Annotated in this window: 15 protein-coding genes; 5 read left to right on the forward strand and 10 right to left on the reverse strand. The window is 65.0% G+C overall.

What is annotated here, in order from left to right; all coding sequences use genetic code 11:
• Nucleotides 1-110: 110 nt before the first annotated feature.
• Nucleotides 111-590, reverse strand: coding sequence for a YbhB/YbcL family Raf kinase inhibitor-like protein (locus ACUN9Y_RS13030; RefSeq protein WP_445461140.1), 480 nt, complete (start codon nt 588-590; stop codon nt 111-113).
• 195 nt (nt 591-785) lie between these two features.
• Here ACUN9Y_RS13030 and ACUN9Y_RS13035 point away from each other — a divergent pair, with 195 nt between their 5' ends.
• On the forward strand, nt 786-1247 hold the full coding sequence (locus tag ACUN9Y_RS13035) for a flavodoxin family protein (protein ID WP_445461141.1): 462 nt from the start codon (nt 786-788) through the stop codon (nt 1245-1247).
• 211 nt (nt 1248-1458) lie between these two features.
• Nucleotides 1459-2406 (forward strand): phenylacetic acid degradation operon negative regulatory protein PaaX, encoded by a 948-nt coding sequence (gene paaX, locus ACUN9Y_RS13040; RefSeq protein ID WP_445461142.1) that lies wholly within the window; start codon nt 1459-1461, stop codon nt 2404-2406.
• Here the strand turns inward: paaX and ACUN9Y_RS13045 are convergent.
• Complete coding sequence (locus ACUN9Y_RS13045) at nt 2386-4329, reverse strand: sigma-54-dependent Fis family transcriptional regulator (protein WP_445461143.1); 1944 nt, start codon at nt 4327-4329, stop codon at nt 2386-2388. The genes paaX and ACUN9Y_RS13045 overlap by 21 nt on opposite strands.
• A 344-nt stretch (nt 4330-4673) precedes the next feature.
• Here ACUN9Y_RS13045 and ACUN9Y_RS13050 point away from each other — a divergent pair, with 344 nt between their 5' ends.
• The 3 genes from ACUN9Y_RS13050 to ACUN9Y_RS13060 all read left to right on the forward strand — a co-directional run bounded on the left by ACUN9Y_RS13050 (nt 4674) and on the right by ACUN9Y_RS13060 (nt 8657).
• The gene (locus ACUN9Y_RS13050; RefSeq protein WP_445461144.1) at nt 4674-6170 is read left to right on the forward strand and encodes an aldehyde dehydrogenase family protein; all 1497 of its coding nucleotides are present in this window, start codon (nt 4674-4676) and stop codon (nt 6168-6170) included.
• Between the two features lie 269 nt (nt 6171-6439).
• Nucleotides 6440-7741, forward strand: a complete 1302-nt coding sequence (gene qhpG / locus ACUN9Y_RS13055) for a flavin-dependent monooxygenase QhpG (protein WP_445461145.1) — start codon at nt 6440-6442, stop codon at nt 7739-7741.
• A 391-nt stretch (nt 7742-8132) separates the two neighbouring features.
• Nucleotides 8133-8657 carry a hypothetical protein gene (locus ACUN9Y_RS13060; RefSeq protein WP_445461146.1) on the forward strand — a complete coding sequence of 175 codons (525 nt, stop codon included), beginning with the start codon at nt 8133-8135 and terminating at the stop codon, nt 8655-8657.
• Here the strand turns inward: ACUN9Y_RS13060 and ACUN9Y_RS13065 are convergent.
• The 8 genes from ACUN9Y_RS13065 to fadB form a co-directional block, all read right to left on the reverse strand.
• A complete protein-coding gene (locus tag ACUN9Y_RS13065) occupies nt 8641-9408 on the reverse strand; it encodes a hypothetical protein (RefSeq protein ID WP_445461147.1) in 768 nt (255 codons plus the stop codon). The two genes, ACUN9Y_RS13060 and ACUN9Y_RS13065, sit on opposite strands and share 17 nt — an antisense overlap.
• Nucleotides 9405-11144 (reverse strand): ATP-binding cassette domain-containing protein, encoded by a 1740-nt coding sequence (locus tag ACUN9Y_RS13070; RefSeq protein ID WP_445461148.1) that lies wholly within the window; start codon nt 11142-11144, stop codon nt 9405-9407. The genes ACUN9Y_RS13065 and ACUN9Y_RS13070 overlap by 4 nt, the downstream gene beginning before the upstream one ends.
• 92 nt (nt 11145-11236) lie before the next feature.
• Complete coding sequence (gene peaD / locus ACUN9Y_RS13075) at nt 11237-12355, reverse strand: quinohemoprotein amine dehydrogenase subunit beta (protein ID WP_445461149.1); 1119 nt, start codon at nt 12353-12355, stop codon at nt 11237-11239.
• Nucleotides 12352-12792 (reverse strand): quinohemoprotein amine dehydrogenase subunit gamma, encoded by a 441-nt coding sequence (qhpC, locus tag ACUN9Y_RS13080; RefSeq protein ID WP_445461150.1) that lies wholly within the window; start codon nt 12790-12792, stop codon nt 12352-12354. Before qhpC ends, peaD begins: the two co-directional genes overlap by 4 nt.
• Nucleotides 12789-14228 carry a quinohemoprotein amine dehydrogenase maturation protein gene (gene peaB, locus ACUN9Y_RS13085; RefSeq protein ID WP_445461151.1) on the reverse strand — a complete coding sequence of 480 codons (1440 nt, stop codon included), beginning with the start codon at nt 14226-14228 and terminating at the stop codon, nt 12789-12791. The genes qhpC and peaB overlap by 4 nt, the downstream gene beginning before the upstream one ends.
• 9 nt (nt 14229-14237) lie before the next feature.
• Nucleotides 14238-15863 carry a quinohemoprotein amine dehydrogenase subunit alpha gene (gene peaA / locus ACUN9Y_RS13090; protein WP_445461152.1) on the reverse strand — a complete coding sequence of 542 codons (1626 nt, stop codon included), beginning with the start codon at nt 15861-15863 and terminating at the stop codon, nt 14238-14240.
• 387 nt (nt 15864-16250) lie between these two features.
• Complete coding sequence (gene fadA / locus ACUN9Y_RS13095; protein ID WP_445461153.1) at nt 16251-17429, reverse strand: acetyl-CoA C-acyltransferase FadA; 1179 nt, start codon at nt 17427-17429, stop codon at nt 16251-16253.
• Nucleotides 17430-17451: 22 nt separating this feature from the next.
• The gene (fadB, locus tag ACUN9Y_RS13100) at nt 17452-19611 is read right to left on the reverse strand and encodes a fatty acid oxidation complex subunit alpha FadB (protein WP_445461154.1); all 2160 of its coding nucleotides are present in this window, start codon (nt 19609-19611) and stop codon (nt 17452-17454) included.
• Between the last annotated feature and the right edge of the window lie 40 nt (nt 19612-19651).

The raw sequence follows: 19651 nt of genomic DNA on the forward strand, positions 1-19651 counted from the left end.
ACGGTAATGGTGCAACCAGAGACGAAGACTGGGCCCGCTCCGGGCGGGCCGATACCGACACCGACACCGAGTGGGCCCCTGGCTCACTCGCCGGGGCCCGGTGCATAGGGCTAGGGCTCCCTGACGTAGGTCCCGACCACACGGTTCATCCCGAGCAGATGGGGTTCCACCTTGGTCAGCAGTTGATGGAGGCTCAAGCCTTCGGGCAGGTCGGTCTGGGTGTCGAGCGCCAGCACCCAGAAATAATACAGATGCAGCCCGTGCCCCTCGGGGGGAAGCGGGCCGCTATAGGCGGTCTTGCCCGCATCGTTGGTGCCGGCCACGCCTTGGCTCGAGCCCTCATCCAGAGAGCGAATGTCCCCGGGCAGGTTGTAAAGCACCCAGTGCACGAAACCATAGTGGCCGTGTTGCACCAAGGGCGCATCGGGGTCGTGGCAGATCACCGCGAACCCGCGCGTGCCGTCCGGCACATTGCCCCAGGCCAGGGCGGGCGAGAGATCCTCGGCTTCCTGAGTGTGGCGAGCCGACATCGGGCCATGCGGGTCGAAAGCTGTGCTGGTGACGTTGAGCGACGAAAGCGCAAATGCCATGGGATCCTCCCAGGATGAAACGTGAGTCGACGAAGCATCGACGGTGGCCTTGACAGCTACAGCGTCGGCAAGCCACCGACGGCTGTCAATCGCCCTTGCGTCTGACATGATGTCGCCAGTACGTCGTTTCAACCCCACCCCGTTGCGGCCAAGCTCTAGGGGCTACCCACCTTCACCGATAGTGACGCTATGCCCATGAAACGCCTGCTGATCGTCGCCCATGCGCCGTCCCCCAACACCTTACATCTGCGCCAGAGTGCGGAACGAGTCGCCTGTCACCCGGACCTGACGAGCGTCGAGGTCGTCAGTCTGGCGCCTCTCGATGCCGGCCCAGAGGACCTGCGAAAAGCCGACGCGGTGCTGCTTGGCACCACCGAGAATCTCGGCTACATGAGCGGTGCCCTGAAGGATTTCTTCGATCGCAGCTACTACGCCGTTCTCGACCACACCCAAGGCTTGCCCTGCGGGCTCTACGTGCGCGCCGGCCACGATGGCACCGGCACCCAGCGCGCCGTCGAAGGCATCGTCACCGGCCTGCGCTGGCGTTGGGTGCAGCCGCCACTGATTCTGCGTGGGGCCTGGGAGGCTGACTTCAGCACCCAGGTCGAGGAGCTTGCGCTCAGCCTGGCCGCCGGCCTGGATGCCGGGATCATCTAGCAATGGCTCCCAGAGTGCCCCATCGCCTAAATGGCGCAGCCAAGCTCGCTCGGTTGGCCCCCTGCCACCACTGGCACCGGCATTTCGGCCACGCGCCCTGGGCAGTGCCCTACGCCGGCGTCGCGCTGGCCCTAAAACAGCACAGCGTCGCCGACAACGGGTACACTCGGCGTATCACAACACACACGCCTTTTCAGGAACCCTGATCGTCATGTCAGCGAGCGCTACCGTCGACCGTCTCGTCGACAACTTCCAACGCCGGCGCCCCATTCGCGCCGGCTCTCTGATCATCACCCTCTACGGCGACGCCATCGTGCCCCGCGGCGGCACCGTCTGGCTCGGTAGCCTGTTCGCCTTGCTTGAGCCCTTCGCCATCAACGAGCGCCTGGTCCGCACCTCCGTGTATCGCTTGACCACCGAATCCTGGCTGCAGGGCGAGAAGGTGGGAAGACGCAGCTACTACAGCCTCAGCGGCGCCGGTCGTCGGCGCTTCGATCAGGCATTCAAGCGGGTCTATCACGGACTCCAGCAGGAGTGGTCCGGCCACTGGACGCTGGTGGTACTGACGCCGTTGGACAGCATCGAGCGCCAACGCGTACGCGAGGAGCTTGAATGGCTCGGCTTCGGCGCCTTCGCGCCGGGGGTGCTGGCCCATCCCACCATGTCTCCTAGTGAAGTCACCGCCGCACTGAGTGAAATACAAGCCCAGGGTGACCCTATCGTCATGCGCAGCGAACCCATGGAGCCGGCGGCGCCGAAGCCGGTGCGCGCCCAGGTGCGCGAAAGCTGGGACCTCGACGAACTGGCCGGGCACTACAGCCAGTTCCTGGACCACTTTCGCCCGCTGTGGAAAGCCCTTAGCGACAACGATGACCTCGACGACCAGCAGGCTTTCATGGCGCGGACGCTGCTGATCCACGAGTACCGCAAGGTCCAACTGCGCGATCCACAGCTCCCCGATGCGCTGCTGCCCACGGCCTGGGAAGGCCGCAATGCCTTCCAGCTCAGTCGCAATCTGTATCGCGCCATTCACCATCGCGCCGAACGCTGGCTGGATGCGCACCTGGAAACCGCCGAAGGCCCGCTACCGGCCCCAGGGCCAAGCTTCTACCAGCGCTTCGGTGGGCTCGAACCGGCCCTAGCCGAGGCGCCGGTATAGGGTGGACCGACTCACCCCGAGTGCCTTGGCTGCGGCGCTCATGTTGCCGTCATGGGCGTCCAGGGTACGCAACATATGATCGTGCTCTAGATCACTCAGGCTTGTCTCGACGGGCCGCACCGCGTTGTTCGCTGCACAGGATGGAGCGAGCTTGCGCTGCCAGCGCGGCGACAGATCATGAAGACACACCACCGCCTGAGCGTCGGCCAGGCCCAGGCGCGCCGCGTCAAGACAATGGTCGAGCTCGCGCCAATTCCCCGGCCAGGGATAGGCGGCGAGACGGCGCACCAGTTCATCGTCGAGCCGCGCCTGACAAGTATCGGCGTCCACCAGACCCCGCCAATGCTCCCGTATTCTGTTCTCCATGCCGCTTTGCTCGGCAAGGGGGGGCAGCTCGACCACCACGCCGGCGAGGCGATAGAACAAGTCGTCACGAAAACGGCCTTCCTCGACCAGGGCCTCGAGGTCGCGATGGCTGGCGGCGATGATGCGCAGATCCAGTGCCACTTCCTTATGCTCCCCCAGCGGCGACACGGTCTTCTCTTGCAGCACACGCAGCAGACGGGCCTGCAGAGGCAGCGGCATATCGCCAATCTCATCGAGCAGCAGCGTGCCTCCGCTGGCCTGAACCAGGCGGCCCACTTGCCCGCCCTTGCGGGCTCCGGTGAAGGCCCCCTCGGCATAACCAAACAGCTCGGCTTCAATCAGTGTCTCCGGAATCGCCGCGCAGTTCACCGCCACGAAACCACCGTGCACGCCGCTCTCACGGTGCAGCGCCCTGGCCAGCTGCTCCTTTCCGGTACCGGTGGCGCCCTGTAAGAGCACCGGCAAACCCGCAGCGAGCACCTTCACCGCCCGTCGGGCCTCACGGGCCTGCAACGGCGCCCAGTCGCGGACCAGATCGGCGAGCGACAATGAAGCCGATGCAGTGGGTCCAGGCACCGTCACCCGGGCGGAGGTGTGTGCATCATCTTCGAGTGGATCGACCCGGTGATGAGGTGAGACGACACGACCGATCAAGGCTCCCTGGCTCTTGTCGACGCCATGCTCTCCACGCACTTCGATGCCGAGCAGCAGTGGTCCGCGACGAGCTTGGCTCCGCATCGCCTCCCAGTCCTGCCCGAGCAGCGCCGCCACCCCCTGCCCAACCAGGCGCCGAGGGTCAGCGCCGAGCCACAGGCATGCCTGGGCATCCGACGCCAGCACAAGCCCCGCCTCATTCACCGCCAGCAAGCCAGTCGTGACACTCCCCAACTCCCCCAAAGACGCATGGATCTCGATCACCCAGTGCTCACGATACTGATCGCGAAACAGCCGTTGCGCCATGGCACCAGCCAACTGCTGCACCCGACGCAGGAAGAGTTCGGGCCGAGGATGGCTGGCTTCGAAGGTCAAATCGAGGATGCCCAGGCAGCTGTGATCGAGGTCGAGCAGCGGCGCCGCCACGCAGGACAACGGATTATCAGGAAACAGCAAGTGTTCGCAGGCATTGACCAACACCGGACGGCGCTCGATCGCGGCCAGCGCCGGCGCATTGGTGCCGAACCAACGCTCATCGAGGTTCATGCCCGGCACGATATCGACCTTGGGTTCCAGCGAGAAACGCCGGCCGTAGGTCTTCAAGACCATCGCGTCGCGTGACGCCAACAGTAGCTGACACCCGGGCAGGTCATCGGCCAACCGCTGCACCAGCGGCTCGGCGAGGGCGATGAGCCGACGATGGTCATCGAGCTGATCACGCAGTTCGGGGCGCGACAAGCGCGGTAGCTCATGTCGGCTGTCTGGTCCGAGCCCGAGCGCCAGACAGCGCTCCCAGGAGCGCCAGATACTGGCGTCGAGCATGTCGATCGGCAGCGTGCCATGACGAAGCAACTGGTGGGCCTGACGCGTCACCTCGGGGGTGCGCAGCACGGAACGATGCATCGCGGACTCTCCCGTGGGTCGAGTGTCGCAGATTGCGACAGCAGGGGCAGACACTCGCATCCTGCCTACTCCACTGCCCCAGCGAACCTCCCTAACCCACTGTTTTGTAATTGTCTTTACTTATCCTGACGGATGGCATGCATATTGCTTTTCTGTCGTCGACAGTCAGTCGATGGACAACAAATGAGGCGAAGCCCCCATCCAGGCCTCGGGCGATACGCCCGTGGACAGGTTGCCGACGCTAAGCACGCAGTCCGTCCGTCGATCCTGCCCGTCGTCGCCAGGGCAGCCGCCTTGCAACGAGCCTTCACCATTCTGCCGCCAGAGCATCAGGAGAAACAACCATGACAACAGCCTCCTTCGCTATTCCCTCGACACTCGCCCGCTGGCTGGACCAGCGCCGCCAGATGTTCATCGGCGGGCACATGGTCGACGCCGCCGGCGGTGAACAGCTCGACGTGTTCAATCCCGCCGATGCCAGCCAACTCGCTCGCGTGCCGCTGGGCAACGCCGACGACATCGACCTGGCGGTGACGGCGGCCCGTACAGCCTTCAAGACGTGGCGCCATTCGCGCCCCAATCGCCGCGAGAAGCTGCTGCTCGATCTCGCCGATGCCCTGGAGGCCCGGGCCGACGAGTTCGCCCTGCTGGAGACCCTCGACAACGGCAAACCACTGACTTTCTCACGCCATATGGACCTGGCCCTGGCCATCGACTTCCTGCGCTATACCGCCGGCTGGGCCACCAAGATCGAGGGCCGCAGCATGACCCCATCGATGCCGGCGGTACCGGACGGCCACCGTCTGGTCGCCTATACCCGCCGTGAGCCCGTCGGCGTGGTAGGCGCGATCATTCCGTGGAACTTTCCGCTGCTGATGGCCGTCTGGAAGGTGGCGCCGGCCCTTGCCGCCGGCTGCTGCATCGTGCTCAAGCCCGCCGAAGACACCCCGCTCTCGGCCCTGATGCTGGCTGAGCTTGCCGACCAGGTCGGCTTTCCGCCGGGCACACTGAACGTGGTCACCGGACTCGGTCATGACGCCGGTGCCGCCCTGGCCGCTCACCCAGGAATCAACAAGATCGCCTTTACCGGCTCGACGCAAGTCGGAAAGCTGATCGCCAAGGCCGCGGTGGAAAACATGACCCGGACCACCCTCGAACTCGGCGGCAAGTCGCCGGTAATGGTGTTGCGCGATGCCAATCTTGAGGCGGCCGCGGCCGGCGCGGCCCAGGCGATTTTCTTCAATCAAGGCCAGGTCTGTACCGCCGGCTCACGCATCTACGTGCATGAAGACGTCCACGATCGTTTCGTCGAGCACCTCGTCAAGCAGGCCAAGGCACTGACGCTGGCGCCTGGCACCGAGGCCGATTCGACCCTCGGCCCCTTGGTGTCGGCAAAGCAACAACGTCGAGTCCTTGCCTATATCGACAGCGCCCGGCAGCAGGGGGGTGTCATCGCCACCGGCGGCGGCACCGGCCCTGACGGCGGTTACTTCGTCGAGCCCACGGTCATCACCGGCCTGGCCCAGGAGAGTCGCTGCGTGCAGGAAGAAATCTTCGGCCCTGTGGTCGTGGTGCAGACCTTCCGCGACCTCGACGAACTCGTGGCCCTGGCCAACGACAGCCCCTATGGCCTGGCCGCCAGCCTCTGGTCCAACGATCTCACCGCGGTGAACCGGCTGATACCGGAGATCGAGGCCGGCAGCGTCTGGGTCAACGGCCACAACCTGCTCGACCCCTGCATGCCCTTCGGCGGCTTCAAGCAATCCGGCATCGGTCGCGAGATGGGCGACTCGCTGGTCACCCACTACACCGAGGAAAAATCGGTGGTGATGCTGGTGTAAGGGTATCTGAAGACGGCCCAACTCGACGGCGCCAAACGCGCCGTCGCCTCCACGGTCAGTCGCCGTATGCCTCGCCACTGACCGACTGATACCAGCCCGACGAGGGTACCGACGAGGGTACCGACGAGGGTGCCGACAGGAGCGCCGACAGGAGTGCCGACAAGAGCGCCAATGAGGGCGGCCCCGGGCTAGGCGACGATGACACCACGCTGTACGCTCAACGCGTCGTCGGCCATTTCTTCTAACGTTTGTCCGACTCAGGAGCACGCATGTCCCGGGCCGCCATCAGCGATATCGTCATAGCGGGGGCTGGGCCCGCGGGGGCTGCCCTGGCCCTTCTTCTCACCCGTGCGGGCCTTGGTGTAACGGTCGTGACACGCTTGCGCGAGTACGCCGCCATCGAAGGCATCAGTCGTCGCAGCGGCGATGCCCTCTCACGGCTAGGCTTTCACCAGGCGCTGGCCTGTGCCGAGGGCCCCGTGGCAAGACGCGTGCATTGGGGCGACGACGAGCGCTCGCCGAATCAGGAGTGGCTGTTACCGCGCCCGGACTTCGACCGTGGCCTGATCAACGACCTGATGGCCGCCGGCGTCCAGGTGATCGAGGCCAGGGTGAGCCAGTGGCGCCAGCAGCAGGGCGCCATCCACCTCGCGCTACACGACGGGCGGTGGCTAACCGCTCGCTGGGGCGTCGAAGCGCGTGGCCGTCAGGCGGCGCGCCAGCATCGTCGCGATACCAGTCCCTGGCACACACCGGCGCTGATTCTACGTGGGTCCGACGCAGGGCCACCGGCGAGCCTGGCCAGTTCCCTGGCCGGCGGTGGATGGGGCTGGTGGGCCCGGGCGAATGGCCATGCCTATTTGCAGTTGGCACTGCCCGACGCGCGCCTTGCCGAGACGCGCAAGGCTCCCATCGCCTGGCTCGAGAGTCACCCGGCGCTGGCCGAGTGCTGGGGTGACACACCCTTGGAGCACCAGTACCTGCGTCCCAGCGTCTCGGCCCGCACCCAGGTCCGCACAGGGCGCCTGTGGCGACTCGGCGATGCGGCCATGGCGGTGGATCCGCTGTCCGGCCAGGGCATCTTCAATGCGCTATCGTCGGCCCATGGTCTGGCGCCGGTGCTGACAAGCCTGCTCCAGGGCGATAGTCTCGCGGGCCTGACCCGTTTTCACCAACGTCGCCAAGACTTGATGTACTGGCGCTTCGCCCGCGCCGGACGCGACTTCTATCGCCTCGCCGGCCAAGCCGATCCCTGCGACTACTGGCTGACTCGCAGCCATTGGCCCGACCACGCCCCAATGCATGGTGCAGATCACTGGGCGACGGTGCGCCTCCTCGAGGGTCACGCCATTGTCGACGGCAGGCTCCAACGCCGCAGGCTCGTCGTGACCCCGGATCAGCCGCTCGGTATCTACGCCGTCTCCGGCATTCCTCTGGCACCCTTGGTGGCGGCTATGCAAACGGGGCGGTTCGCTGACGCCAAGGCCTATCTGGCAAATCACGCGGCTGCCGCTGGACTTATCGGCTGGTGGCAGCAGCAGTCCGACTGGCCACCATTACCGTTGGGCTGACCAGCAGTCCGCGACCTTATCCATCATCACCGCCTCTCTTGGTAGCGTGGTGAAGGTGGCGTGGTGGAAGTAGCGGGGTCGAGGTACCTGGGTGGATCTAGCGACGATACGTCGGCCGCCTGGCGGACCCAGCGACAAGCCCGATCAAAGAGGCGAATGAACACAAGGGAGTCGGCTTGCACGCCATGGACAGTCGTCAATTCAGTTGTCTCTAACCCAATGCCGGCCTCGCCATTGCCGTCCTGTCCACGCTCCACGACACTCATGATCACCCAGCAGGAAGCTTGGTGGGCCATGAGGATAGCCACGCCAACGTAGAGCCGCACAGCCCCCTGTGACGTGTTTGCGTGGCTACACACAGCAAAATCTATGCAATACGGAGGACGCACGCATGGACGCGCAGCGGTCGCTGGAAGATCTCCCCGTGGAATTCGAGTTTTCCTATCCCTCAGCGGATGCCTTGTTCGGCTACCTGGTCATGGCAATATCGGGCGTAGTGCTCGCCATCGCCGTGCTTATCATCATCTTCGGCCCCTCCGACAGCATGGTTTCCATGGTGCGAGGCCCTATCTTCACCCAGTTCTGGCAGCTATACCCTGGTCCCATCGCTACCGGGGCCGGCGTCGTGTTCTCACTGGGCAGCTACCTGATGACACAGCATAAGACATCGGAGAAGGCGGCCAGGTGCAGCCACGTCGAAAGCCTTCTGCTGCCCGGCATCGAGCTGCCCACGGACTATCAGCTTCTGTTGACAGCACTCGGCCGTGATCGCTACCGGCTAGAGATCGAAAAGTGCCCTGTCACGTCCCAAGGCGACACAACGCCGGAAGGCTCTGCGGTGGAACCTGCCGGGGAGAACATCATCGCAGTAGGCCGGAATCGCACTCCCCTGCGGCTGGCTAGCCTGTCACCTTAAGGCGCTTTTCTCCCCTTGTTTCGTGCCCTCGATCATCTCCTGCAGCCAACCAGATGCCGAGAGCATGAGCCGCGGCGAAGCTCGCGCCACCGAGCCAGGGCGGCGCGAGCTGCTCGCGTAGCGGAGGGCCGACATCCCAGGCCTGCCAAGGCCTGGCCCCGCTCGCCCAGCTTCCCCCACGGGCGGCCCAGGCACAGGCGAGGTACCGGCCATCGCTCGCCCGGGCCAGCTCCCCCGGGGCACGCCCGGCATCCCCTGTCACCGCACGCACGCCCTCGCAAGCCGCGGGATAGACCGGCTCACCGTGGCGCGCGCTGGAGGCCACCAGCTGCGTTCCGGCCTTGCACAACTCGGCGACCACCTCACCAAGACGGCGGTCTCGACGCGCCACCCCGGCGCTGACCAATACCCAGTCCGGCGGCGCGTCCAGCAGCGTCTCCAGCGCCAGGCTCAACCGCGCCGTAGTGGTGGCCAAGCGCCCGTCGAACAGCTTGACCAGGCCAAGATCGATCGTCGCCAGGTCGCGGTGCCACGCCAAGGTCGTCAGCAGAGCGCTGCCGTGGCCGAGGCGATCCAGCGCGTCGTCGCTGTCACAGACGCTAGTGAAGCCGGCGAGGCTATCGATCAGTGATGCCGGCACCCCACTATCGACCAGCACCACCCGGGGACTCGCCCGCTCGGTGCCGGTCCCGACGTCGCTATCGATGGCACTGCGGGCTTCGCCGTTTGCCTCGCGATGGTCAGTGCTCATGACAGCGACTCCAGGTGGCCGTTACCCAGGCGGTAGTGGGCATCGAGCGCCGCGAAGTGACTGCCCTGGTGGCTGATGATCACTCGCGTGACGCCGGTGAGCGCCTGGTCCAGCACCGCATCGAAGGCCTTCGCCGCCGCCTCATCCAGTGCACCGGTGGGCTCGTCCAGCAGCACCAGACGCGGTGACTTGAGCAGCGCCCGGGCCAACGACAGGCGCGCTCGCTGGCCGCCGGACACGCTGTGTCCGTGGTCGGCGATGGGCGTTGCAAGCCCCTGCGGCAACGCCCTGAACCAGGGGCCCAGGCCAACGCACTCGAGCGTATCGACCAAGGTATCGTCGCTCGCGCCCGGCGCACCTAGCCTGAGGTTATCGGCCAGGCTCGCGCGCAGCAGGCTGGGGTGCTGTTCCACCCACGCGACGCCCTTTAGCCAGGCCCTGCGTGAGAGGCTTGCCAAGGGCACATCGGCCACCAGAACCTCGCCCTCGACGGGGCGCTCCAGGCCAAGCAGCAGCGCCATCAGCGTGCTCTTGCCACTTCCCGAAGGCCCCTCGATGAGCACCTTGGACCCAGGCTCCAGCACCAGATCGAGCCCGTGGAAGAGATCGCTCGTCTGGCCCACATGGCGAAACCCCACCCGCTTGAGACGAATGGCTCCGCCCGCAGGCGGCACCGCTCCGACATAGGGTGACGCCAGGGTCGGCTCGGCGAACAGCTCGGCGAGGCGCTCGGCGCTGACCCGAGCCCGCTGCCAGCCGCCATACAGCCCCAGCAACCCGCCGATGGGGGCCATCACCATGCCGAGATAGCTCAGTAGCGCGACCAGCTCACCGAGGCCGAGACGGCCTTCGATCACCAGATAGCCACCGCCCAGCAGCACGCCCGCCCGCGACAGCGCCAGAATCAGTTGCGGTCCAAGGTCGCTGAAGTAGCCGATGAGACGCACCGCCAGCAGCCTTCGCATCTGCTCGTGGCCCAGAGACTGGAGCAGGTTGAGCCGCGGGGCTTCCAGCGCTTGGCCCTGCCACCAATGACCATGGGACAGAGTGTCCTGCCAGAAGCCCGAAACCTCGCCGCTGTGCGCACGCAGCGCCTGCTGGCGTGCCGTCAGGCGCGGACGCCAGGCGCGCAGCCATAACCATTGCAGCGGCACCAGCAGCGCCACCATCAGCATCAGCGGCGGACTGAAGACCCCGATCATGGCCAGGGACCCGACCAATCCCATCAGGTTCGAGAAGCCACTGAGCAGACCGTCCAGGGCAAAGCCCTGCAGAATGGACAGATCACCGTCGAGGCGACTCATCAGATCACCCCGGCCTCGCGCCTGCCAGCGCGAGCGTGGCAGACGCAGCAGATGGCGCAGCAGCGAACGCCTCAGACTCAGCAGCAGGGTCGCCGAAAGACGCACATGGCGCAGCCTGAGGATGCCCTGTACGCCGAGCGATGCCAGGCCCACAACGACCATGGCCAAGGCGTAGAACAACACCCGGGAGAAGTCACCGGCGACCAGCCCCTGATCGATCAGGCGTTGGGTCAGCAGCGGTGGTACCAGCGCCAGCCCCGTCCCTATCAGGCTGAGTCCGAGTACGCCGGCTAGCGCCTTGCGGCGCGCCTTCAGGGGTCGATAGAGCCAGCCCCATGGCAGCTCGACGGCACCAGGCCCGGCGTCGCGAGCGGTGGCGTCGGGCTTGATGCCGGCTTCGGCGGTTTCTCGACTACTGTCGGTGCGGGCCATGAGCCTCCTTTGGGCAACGACGTACGGCGCTGGCATGAAGCGACAAAAAACCGACCTCGTAGAGAAGGTCGGCTCGGTCGACTCAGGTGCCGCTAGAAGCGTGCCACCTTGAGGGTCGCGGTGCTCATGTCGCCGGGCAGCTCGATCCGCCCCAGATCGTTGAAGTCCGTATCATAAAGGGCGATATCGCTGGACGCACCGCCGATATACAGCGTCTGGCCGTCGTAGGACGAATTGACGTTGTAGTAGGTATGGTCGAGATCGATCACTTTCTTCAATTCCCCCGTGGCGGCGTCGAAGTGACTGAGCTGGGTATAGACACCATAGAGATCATCCCGTGAGGTGGGATCCGAGACCATGGAAAAGATGATGAACTCGAAAGGGCCAATCTCCTTGTTCTCGGTCTCACCGGTGGCGAGGTCGACCCGACTGATGCCCCAGTGATAGGCGCTCGGCTCGCCGTTGTCATCGAGCTCGGCCACGCTATAAGGGCGCAGGAACTCATTGGCCACCTCGCCAGTGGCCCACATCGCGAGCGAGTCGGGGGCACTGAAACCGGGGCGGTCCCAGTGACGATTGGCAATCGCGACGTCGTGCTCCCCGGTCTCCGGGTCCATGCGATAGATATCGGCACCGCCAAGATAGATGTTGCCCTCGGCATCGGTGGCCATGGTCGTGATCTGCCGCGGCACCGGATACGTGGTCAATGGCTTGGCATCGAGCCCGGCCGCCGTGTCGAAGACCGCGAGTCGTGACGGCTGAACCTGATATTCGTCGATCAACAGCTTGACCGGGTTCTGCACCGTGTAGAGACGTGAGCCGTCGGGGCTGAGAGCCACAGACGCCATCGACTTGACCCGCTCACCGGGGCTCGACTGGTTGGCCCGGAATACCACCTCGCAGTTGCGCAGGTCCACACCAACGACGTCCTCCCAGCGGTTATGCAGCACGTAGGCGATACGATCATCGGGTGACAACTGAATAGTGCCAGAGCCGAACGCGCCGTCGATCTCGCAGGTGCGCACCACCTCCCGGGCCTCAGGATCTATCAGATGCAACCGGTTGGGCCGGGTCATCGTCACCAGGTATTCATGCTTGTCGCCAGCGGCCTCTTCCTGTTCCCCCGCCGCCGCAACGCCGGGTATGACAAGCGCGACCAGCAGTGCCGCGCCAAGGACGCAACGCAGACGCTCTGAGCGGTGAGTCATCATGAATCATCTCCCTGCGGATAGACGCTGTCGAGCTTGCGCCAGTCGCGCTCGGCGCGGTCGGCGCCACTACTCCAGTTGGGGTAGGAGTTCATCGTGTCCGGCACCTGGGCCGGCCACCAGCAAGGATCGGCACACCCATACAGATCCGCTTCCATGGGCTGGCACAGTGCAGCAACACCGCCAAACGGATCGACCTCCCAACCGGGATCGAAGCTCGAGGTACAGCCGGCGACGGTCTGCATCGCCTGGACTTCCTCTCGGGCGGCTTCACTCGGCGCCGTGTCCAGTCGCCGTGCCTTCTGGTTGAGCGGTGTCAGGCCGAGTCGCGCCAGCGGTGTGGGCGACTCCTGGTCGCTTGACTCACGCGCTGCCTTGGCGGCGATCGACGCGTGGGATGCTGGCTCCGCGTCGTGGTGGTTGTCGTCGTGGCGATTCATGCGCTCTGCCTCCCGGCCAGCGGGCCATCGAAGAATGCAGGGTTGTACTTCTGAATGCGGGCATAGGCCTGGATACCGAAGTCCACCCAGTCTCGCATCAGATCGCAGTAGTGATAGGTCGGTGTCATCGGGTCGCCGTAGCGAGCATAGCTCTCGTGGTAGCAACCGCCGGAGCACAGGTTGCGGATGCGACACTCGGCACAGCCGCGCGTCGTACGATCGCTACGCGCCTCGACGAACTGCTTGAGTCCGGCATGGTCGAGCCCGCTGTCGACGTTGCCGAAGGTCGGCATGTCGGAGCCGGTGAAGCGATGGCACAGGTGCACGTCGCCGGCATAATCCACCGAGACGAGGCCGAGCCCTGCGCCACAGGGCACCGCCTTGCTGCGCCCTTCCCACAGATCCGTCAACAGTTGATTGAAGTTGCCAAAACCGATGTCACGGCCCTCGATGGCCGCCTCGACGGCCCGCTCACCGAGCGTCACCATGCCCTCGAAGACCTCATGGAGTTCCTCGCTGGACAGGTTGTAAGCCGCCATATCGCCGGAGGTCACCGGCGCAAAGCCGGCCTCGGCGAACCCCAGTTCATTGACCAGGTGATGATGGATGCCGACCACGTCCGTGACGCCCTGGGTCAGGGTCACCCGTGCCCCCACCGGACGCGCCCGATACTTCGCCAACAGCGGCTTGATGCGCCGTGCCACCAGGTCGTAGGTGCCCTGGCCGTTGACCGCGATACGATTCTTGTCATGCACAGCCTTGGGGCCGTCCATGCTCACGGTGAGGCCGAAGCGATGCTCCTGGAAGAAGGCGATACGCTCTTCGTTGAGCAAGGTCGCGTTGGTGGTCAGGGTGAAGTCGACCGCCTTGCCCAGCCCATGAATGCGCGCCTCGGCCCAGGCCACGACGTCACGAATCAATGGCATGTTCGACAACGGCTCGCCGCCGAAGAAGACGACGTTGTAGCGGTCTCGCCAGGGCGCTTCGCGCAGCATCAGCTCGATCGAGGACTGCGCGGTCGCCAGGTCCATCTTCTTGCCATCGCGAGGGTTGTCGAGGTCTTCCTTGTAGCAATAGCTGCAGCTCAGGTTGCAGCCGGTGTTGACGTTGAGCACGACGGTGGACAGCGGGATCTGCTCGACCTCGACGCGGGGATTGTAGGCGACGACCGCACCCTCGGTGACAAGCTTGAGCGCCTTGAGCTGGGCGACGCGCTCGTCAAGCTCGGCGCCGATGTCAGTTGCACAGCGCTGATGGCTGAGCTCGGCGCGTAACGCGTCCAGAGACAGCCCCTGGTGGTCGTCCAGCGCCTTGAGGATCGCCTCGGACACCAGGTCCGGAGCGAACAGGCTGGTGGTCGGAATATGAAACCACAAGGGTTCTCCTTCCACCCGTACGCGATGCAGGTTCTGCGGTATCGTTTGCAACATGCCCATGATCATCTCCTAGCGCAGCGGCGGGTTGTTCCAGCGTTGTACGGTGACGATCAGGTGGGCGTCATCGGCCACCTCCTCGTCCTGCCCCGCCACCCTGGCCGTGACCCTGAGGTTGCCGGCGTTATTGGTGTCGTACTTGCGGTCGGGGTTAGGCCCGGCCCCGCTCGGCTCGAAGATACCGGCGGCCTTGTCCATCACGCCGGCGTAGCGGACATCACCGTCGGCCTCGGCGGTCTCGTCCCAGGGCGCCACCGACCAGGCCACTGGCACGTCGCCCAGGGCAATGGACTCGCCTCCGGGCCCCTCCATATAGCCAAGCGCGCGGAACACACCGCTGACCGCAGGCGTCTGCTCGGCACCGACGCGTGCCACGGCGAGTTCGGGCTGCACCTCCAGCCGATCGACGCTGTCGTACACCGCCAGGCCCTGCTCGGCGATGCCACCAGCCACGCTGACGGCACGCATTCCGGGTGCCGCATCCTCGGCCACGCTCACCTCCGCAATCAGGCGACTAGCGCTACGCTCGATGATGCTCTCGACCGTGACCCCCGCGCCGAGAACGACCTCGCCATCGCCAAGGCCCTGCCCGACGATCACCAGGCGCTGACGCGACCCCGACTTGAGGGCCTGGGGAATCACCACGGCGATTGTCGACGCATCGCCACCCGCGGCCGCGGCGTCCGACGCCTCGCCATCCTCGGACACAGGCGACAGGGTCACCGCCATGCCGAAGGCCTCGTCGTCGTCATCGAACAGACGCCCCGTCGGCGACGTCGGCGACAAATCCAGCACCTGCAGGAACTCTCGTCCATTGAGGGTCAGCTTGGCCCGCCACTCATAGCCGGTGTACACCACCGCCTGCCCTGAACCGCTGAGCCCACGCCCATCGAGAAATTCACCGTCGACGCTAAGCCGGTAGGCATCGGCGCCCTCGGCCGGCACGATCTCGACCTCGGCCACGAAGTCGCCCTGCCCGGGCCAACGCCCCCACATCTGCCAACTCCCGGCCGGAGCTTTGGCAGGCGTCTGCTGCCAGTCACTCCAGGCCTGACTCTCGAGCGGAAATTGATCGCTGAGCCAGGGTACGATGTCGTTGAGGGCCAGATCGAACCACTCTCGATCTCGAGCATTAGACTGATATTCAAGGGTCTGGTACTGGCCAACGTGGAAATTGACCAGTCGCTCCCACTCGTCCCGCGGGCGGCGCTGCAGCACCACGCGGCCACCGGTATGACAGCGCGCGCACATTTCCTGGAAAGTGGGATGGTCGAAGGATTCGATACGGTTGAGGCGACGCTCGATCAGCGCACGCTCAGGTGCACTTTCCTCCGGTGCAAGGCCACGACTATCGGACAGGTACTTGACCAGGGCACGGCGATCACTCCCCGGCACCTGGACACCATGCAGGATGCCCATGCGCGCAATGGTCATGTCCCACCCCTCTGGGGTCTTGCGCTGATCACTGATGCGTCGCCAGCTTTGCTCCCCTTGCTGGGGACGATGGCAGCCGGAACAGTAACGGTCGACAAGCTCGACTCCATCGCCTTGCGCGGCGAAGGAAGGCGAGGCGAGGCTCAGCGGGGCAGCGGCCAGCGCCACAGCGCACAGTCCCCGCCCTGGGTAGCGGATCGTCAAGGCGGTATCTCCTCAGTGGTTGTTATTGTTTCGCGCCGCTCGAAGGCGGAGCGAGATGCCTTGCCTTGTCCATGGAAGTTCTACGCCAGTGGCGAGTTTCTTCCTGCTTGCCAGGGAGTTGCCGGTAAGCCCTGGGCCACCGCGACCGTCCGAGAGGCATGCCCGAGACCTCGGTGTGTCTCACGTTGAAACAGGGTGTCGCGTCCTGTCACAGCCCGCCGAACCACGAACGACCTCGGCACTACGAGGCGCCGTCCTGCCACTAGAGTAGCGCGAGACCGTCGGCCCAAGGTCAAAAAAAGACGGCGCCTGAAAGGCGCCGTCTGTCTCGCTGCCGGGGCTGTCACACACCGGTCTTGCAGGCCGGGGCTGCCCCGGTCCTCGTACCTAGGTGAGGCGCTCGAACACCGTCGCGACGCCCTGACCCATGCCGATACACATGGTGGCCAGTCCCAGGGTGGTGTTCTGCTCTTTCATCACCGTCAACAGCGACGTACTGATACGGGTGCCGGAACAGCCCAGCGGATGACCGAGCGCGATGGCCCCGCCATGCAGGTTGACCATATCGTCCATCCGGTCGAGAAGCCCAAGATCCTTCAGTACCGGCAACGCCTGGGCGGCGAAGGCCTCGTTGAGCTCGACGGTCTCGATGTCGTCGATGGTCAGGCCCGCGGCCTTGAGCGCGCGATGGGTCGCCGGCACCGGGCCATAGCCCATGATCGAGGCATCACAGCCGGCGACACCGGTGGAGACGATCCGGGCGATCGGTTCGAGACCGAGCGCCTGGGCGCGCTCATAACTCATCACCAGCATGCCGCTGGCGCCCACCGACAGCGCCGATGAGGTCCCCGCCGTCACGGTGCCACCACGCGGATCGAATACCGGCTTGAGACCGGCCATGGACTCGATACTGGCGTCCGGGCGAATCACCTCATCCTGGGTCACCAAAATCCGCCGCCCGTCTCCATCATGGCCTTCCACCCCGATGATTTCGTTGGCGAAACCGCCGTTCTGCTGAGCCGCATAGGCGCGCTGATGGGAGCGTACACCGAAGGCGTCCTGCTGCTCTCGTGAGATGCTGTGCAATTTGCCCAGCAGCTCCGCGGTCATGCCCATCATCATCGCGGCCTTGGCCGCATGCTTGCTCGCCCCCGGATTGACATCGATGCCGTGGGTCAGCGGGACGTGCTCCATATGCTCGACGCCACCGACGATGTAGAGATCCCCCATGCCGGCCTTGATGTTGGCCGTCGCGATGTGCAGTGCGCTCATCGATGAGCCGCACAGGCGATTGACCGTCTGGGCCGGCACGCTGCGCGGCATGCCGGTCAGGATCTGAGCGTTACGCGCCACGTTGAAGCCCTGCTCCAGGGTCTGGTTGACGCAGCCCCAGATCACGTCATCGACCGTCTCCGGGTCGACGCTTGCGCTACGTGCCAACAACGCCTTCATGACCTCAGCGGACAGCGTCTCTGCGCGCACATGACGAAACGCACCGTGCTTGGCCTTGCCCATGGCGGTACGCAGTCCATCGACCACCACGACATCTCTCGGGTTCAAACTCATGTCATCTCTCCTTAGCGTGGGGTCAGTGGGACTGGCCGTAGAAGGTCTCGCCAGCGTTGGCCATTTCACGCAGCCGCTCGGTGGGTGCATACAGCGCCCCCAGCTCCGAGGCCAGGCTGTCGGCCAGGGCGACGAACTCTGCCACCCCCATGGCATCGATATAGCGCAGTGCGCCACCGCGGAACGGCGGGAAGCCGATGCCGTAGATCAGCGCCATGTCGGCCTCTGCCGGGGTACCGACGATGTTGTCCTCGAGACAGCGCACCGTCTCCATGCACAAGGGCACCATCATCCGCGCGATGATGTCCTCATCGGAGAACTCGCGGCTGCCTGCGGCCAGCTCCTTGACCAGGCCGATGGCGGCGTCATCGACGACCTTCTTCTGCTTGCCCTTGCGGTCAAGCTCGTAGGCGTAGAACCCCTTGCCGTTTTTCTGGCCCAGACGCTCGTTTTCGTACATGGCCTGAATGGCGGTCTTGCCCTCTCGCGCCATGCGATCCGGAAAACCCTCGGCCATCACCTCGTTGGCGTGCACGGCGGTGTCCATGCCAACGACGTCGAGCAAATAGGCCGGGCCCATGGGCCAGCCGAATTTCTCCATGACCTTATCGACACGCTGGAAGTCGGCACCCTGCTCGACCAGCAGGGTAAAGCCGCCGAAGTACGGGAACAGGACTCGGTTGACCAGAAAGCCTGGGCAGTCGTTGACCACGATCGGCGTCTTGCCCATGGCCCGGGCATAGGCCACGGTGGCGGCGATAGCGGCGTCGCTGGACTTTTCACCGCGGATCACTTCCACCAGCGGCATACGGTGCACCGGGTTGAAGAAGTGCATGCCGCAGAAGTTCTCGGGACGCTTGAGGTTGGCGGCGAGCCGGTTGATCGAAATCGTCGAGGTGTTGGACGCCAGGATGGTGTCCTCCCCCACCTGAGCCTCTACTTCGGTCAGCACGGCATCCTTGACCTTGGGGTTCTCGACCACCGCCTCGACGACCAGGTCGACATGGCCGAAGTCGCCGTAGGACAGCGTCGGGCGAATGTTGCCAAGTTTCTCGGCCACGGCCTGGGGCGTCAGCTTGCCGCGCTGGGCCTGCTTGCCGAACAGCTTGCGCGCCTCCTTGAGCCCGAGCTCGATGGCCTCTTCCTTGATGTCCTTCATCAGGATCGGCGTACCCTTGGCCGCACTCTGGTAGGCGATGCCACCGCCCATGATGCCGGCACCGAGCACCGCTGCCTGCTTCACCGGTGCGGCGGTCTTGGCGTACTTGCCACCCTGCTTCTTGACGACCTGGTCGTTCAGGAACAGCCCGACCAGGTTGAAACACACCTCTGTCCTGGCCAGCTTGGCGAAGGCCTTGGCTTCGATGGCCTGGGCCCGGTCGCGGGTTTCACCGCAGCCCTTCTGCATCACCTTGATCGACTCCACCGGGGCCGGATAGTGCGGCCCGGCCTTGCCGGCCACAAACCCCTTGGAGGTTTCGAAGACCATCATCTGCTCGACTGGGTTAAGGTTCAGGGCGCTGTTCTTCTCGCTACGCCGCGCCTGGTAGTCGAGTTCTCCGGCATTGGCGCGGGCCAGAATATCCAGCGACGCCGCCTCGAGATCTTCCGCCGGCACCACCGCGTCCACCGCACCAACCTTGAGGCAAGCCTCGGCACGGTTTTCCGTTCCCCCGGCGATCCATTCGATGGCGTTGTCGGCGCCAATCACCCGCGGCAGGCGTACGCAGCCCCCCCACCCAGGAAGAATGCCCAGCTTGGTTTCGGGCAGGCCGATCTTGGCGCTTTCGCTCATGACCCGGAAATCGGTCGACAGCGCCACCTCGCAGCCGCCGCCGAGCGCCAGCCCGTTGAGGGCGGTGACCGTCGGGAACGGCAGATCCTCGAGTCCATTGAAGATGCCATGGACCTGCTCGAGCATGGCCAGGATGTCGGCCTCCTCCTTCTCGAACATGGCATGAAATTCGGTAATGTCTGCGCCGACGATGAACGCCTCCTTGGCGCTCTTGAGCATCAGACCCTTGAGTCCGGATTCGCCACGCACGGCGTCGAGCGCTTGGCCTAGTTCACGAATCACCGCGCCGGACAGCTTGTTGACCGATTCGCCCTGCAGGTCGAAGGTCAGAGTAGCGATGTCATCGCCGCCGCGAGCCACCGTGATGGCATTGCCTTGATAGATCATCCACGAATCTCCGATAAGGAATTCATACGGCCGTTTGATT

This window comes from Halomonas sp. V046, from assembly GCF_052645355.1.

Excerpts from the sequence above, each read along its gene's own strand:
- ACUN9Y_RS13035 (WP_445461141.1), top strand. The coding sequence starts at position 786 with ATGAAACGCCTGCTGATCGTCGCCCATGCGCCGTCCCCCAACACCTTA.
- paaX (WP_445461142.1), top strand. The coding sequence starts at position 1,459 with ATGTCAGCGAGCGCTACCGTCGACCGTCTCGTCGACAACTTCCAACGC.
- ACUN9Y_RS13065 (WP_445461147.1), bottom strand. The coding sequence starts at position 9,408 with ATGAGCACTGACCATCGCGAGGCAAACGGCGAAGCCCGCAGTGCCATC.
- ACUN9Y_RS13030 (WP_445461140.1), bottom strand. The coding sequence starts at position 590 with ATGGCATTTGCGCTTTCGTCGCTCAACGTCACCAGCACAGCTTTCGAC.
- ACUN9Y_RS13045 (WP_445461143.1), bottom strand. The coding sequence starts at position 4,329 with ATGCATCGTTCCGTGCTGCGCACCCCCGAGGTGACGCGTCAGGCCCAC.
- peaB (WP_445461151.1), bottom strand. The coding sequence starts at position 14,228 with ATGGGCATGTTGCAAACGATACCGCAGAACCTGCATCGCGTACGGGTG.
- qhpG (WP_445461145.1), top strand. The coding sequence starts at position 6,440 with ATGTCCCGGGCCGCCATCAGCGATATCGTCATAGCGGGGGCTGGGCCC.
- ACUN9Y_RS13050 (WP_445461144.1), top strand. The coding sequence starts at position 4,674 with ATGACAACAGCCTCCTTCGCTATTCCCTCGACACTCGCCCGCTGGCTG.
- ACUN9Y_RS13070 (WP_445461148.1), bottom strand. The coding sequence starts at position 11,144 with ATGGCCCGCACCGACAGTAGTCGAGAAACCGCCGAAGCCGGCATCAAG.
- ACUN9Y_RS13060 (WP_445461146.1), top strand. The coding sequence starts at position 8,133 with ATGGACGCGCAGCGGTCGCTGGAAGATCTCCCCGTGGAATTCGAGTTT.
- qhpC (WP_445461150.1), bottom strand. The coding sequence starts at position 12,792 with ATGAATCGCCACGACGACAACCACCACGACGCGGAGCCAGCATCCCAC.
- peaD (WP_445461149.1), bottom strand. The coding sequence starts at position 12,355 with ATGATGACTCACCGCTCAGAGCGTCTGCGTTGCGTCCTTGGCGCGGCA.
- fadA (WP_445461153.1), bottom strand. The coding sequence starts at position 17,429 with ATGAGTTTGAACCCGAGAGATGTCGTGGTGGTCGATGGACTGCGTACC.
- fadB (WP_445461154.1), bottom strand. The coding sequence starts at position 19,611 with ATGATCTATCAAGGCAATGCCATCACGGTGGCTCGCGGCGGCGATGAC.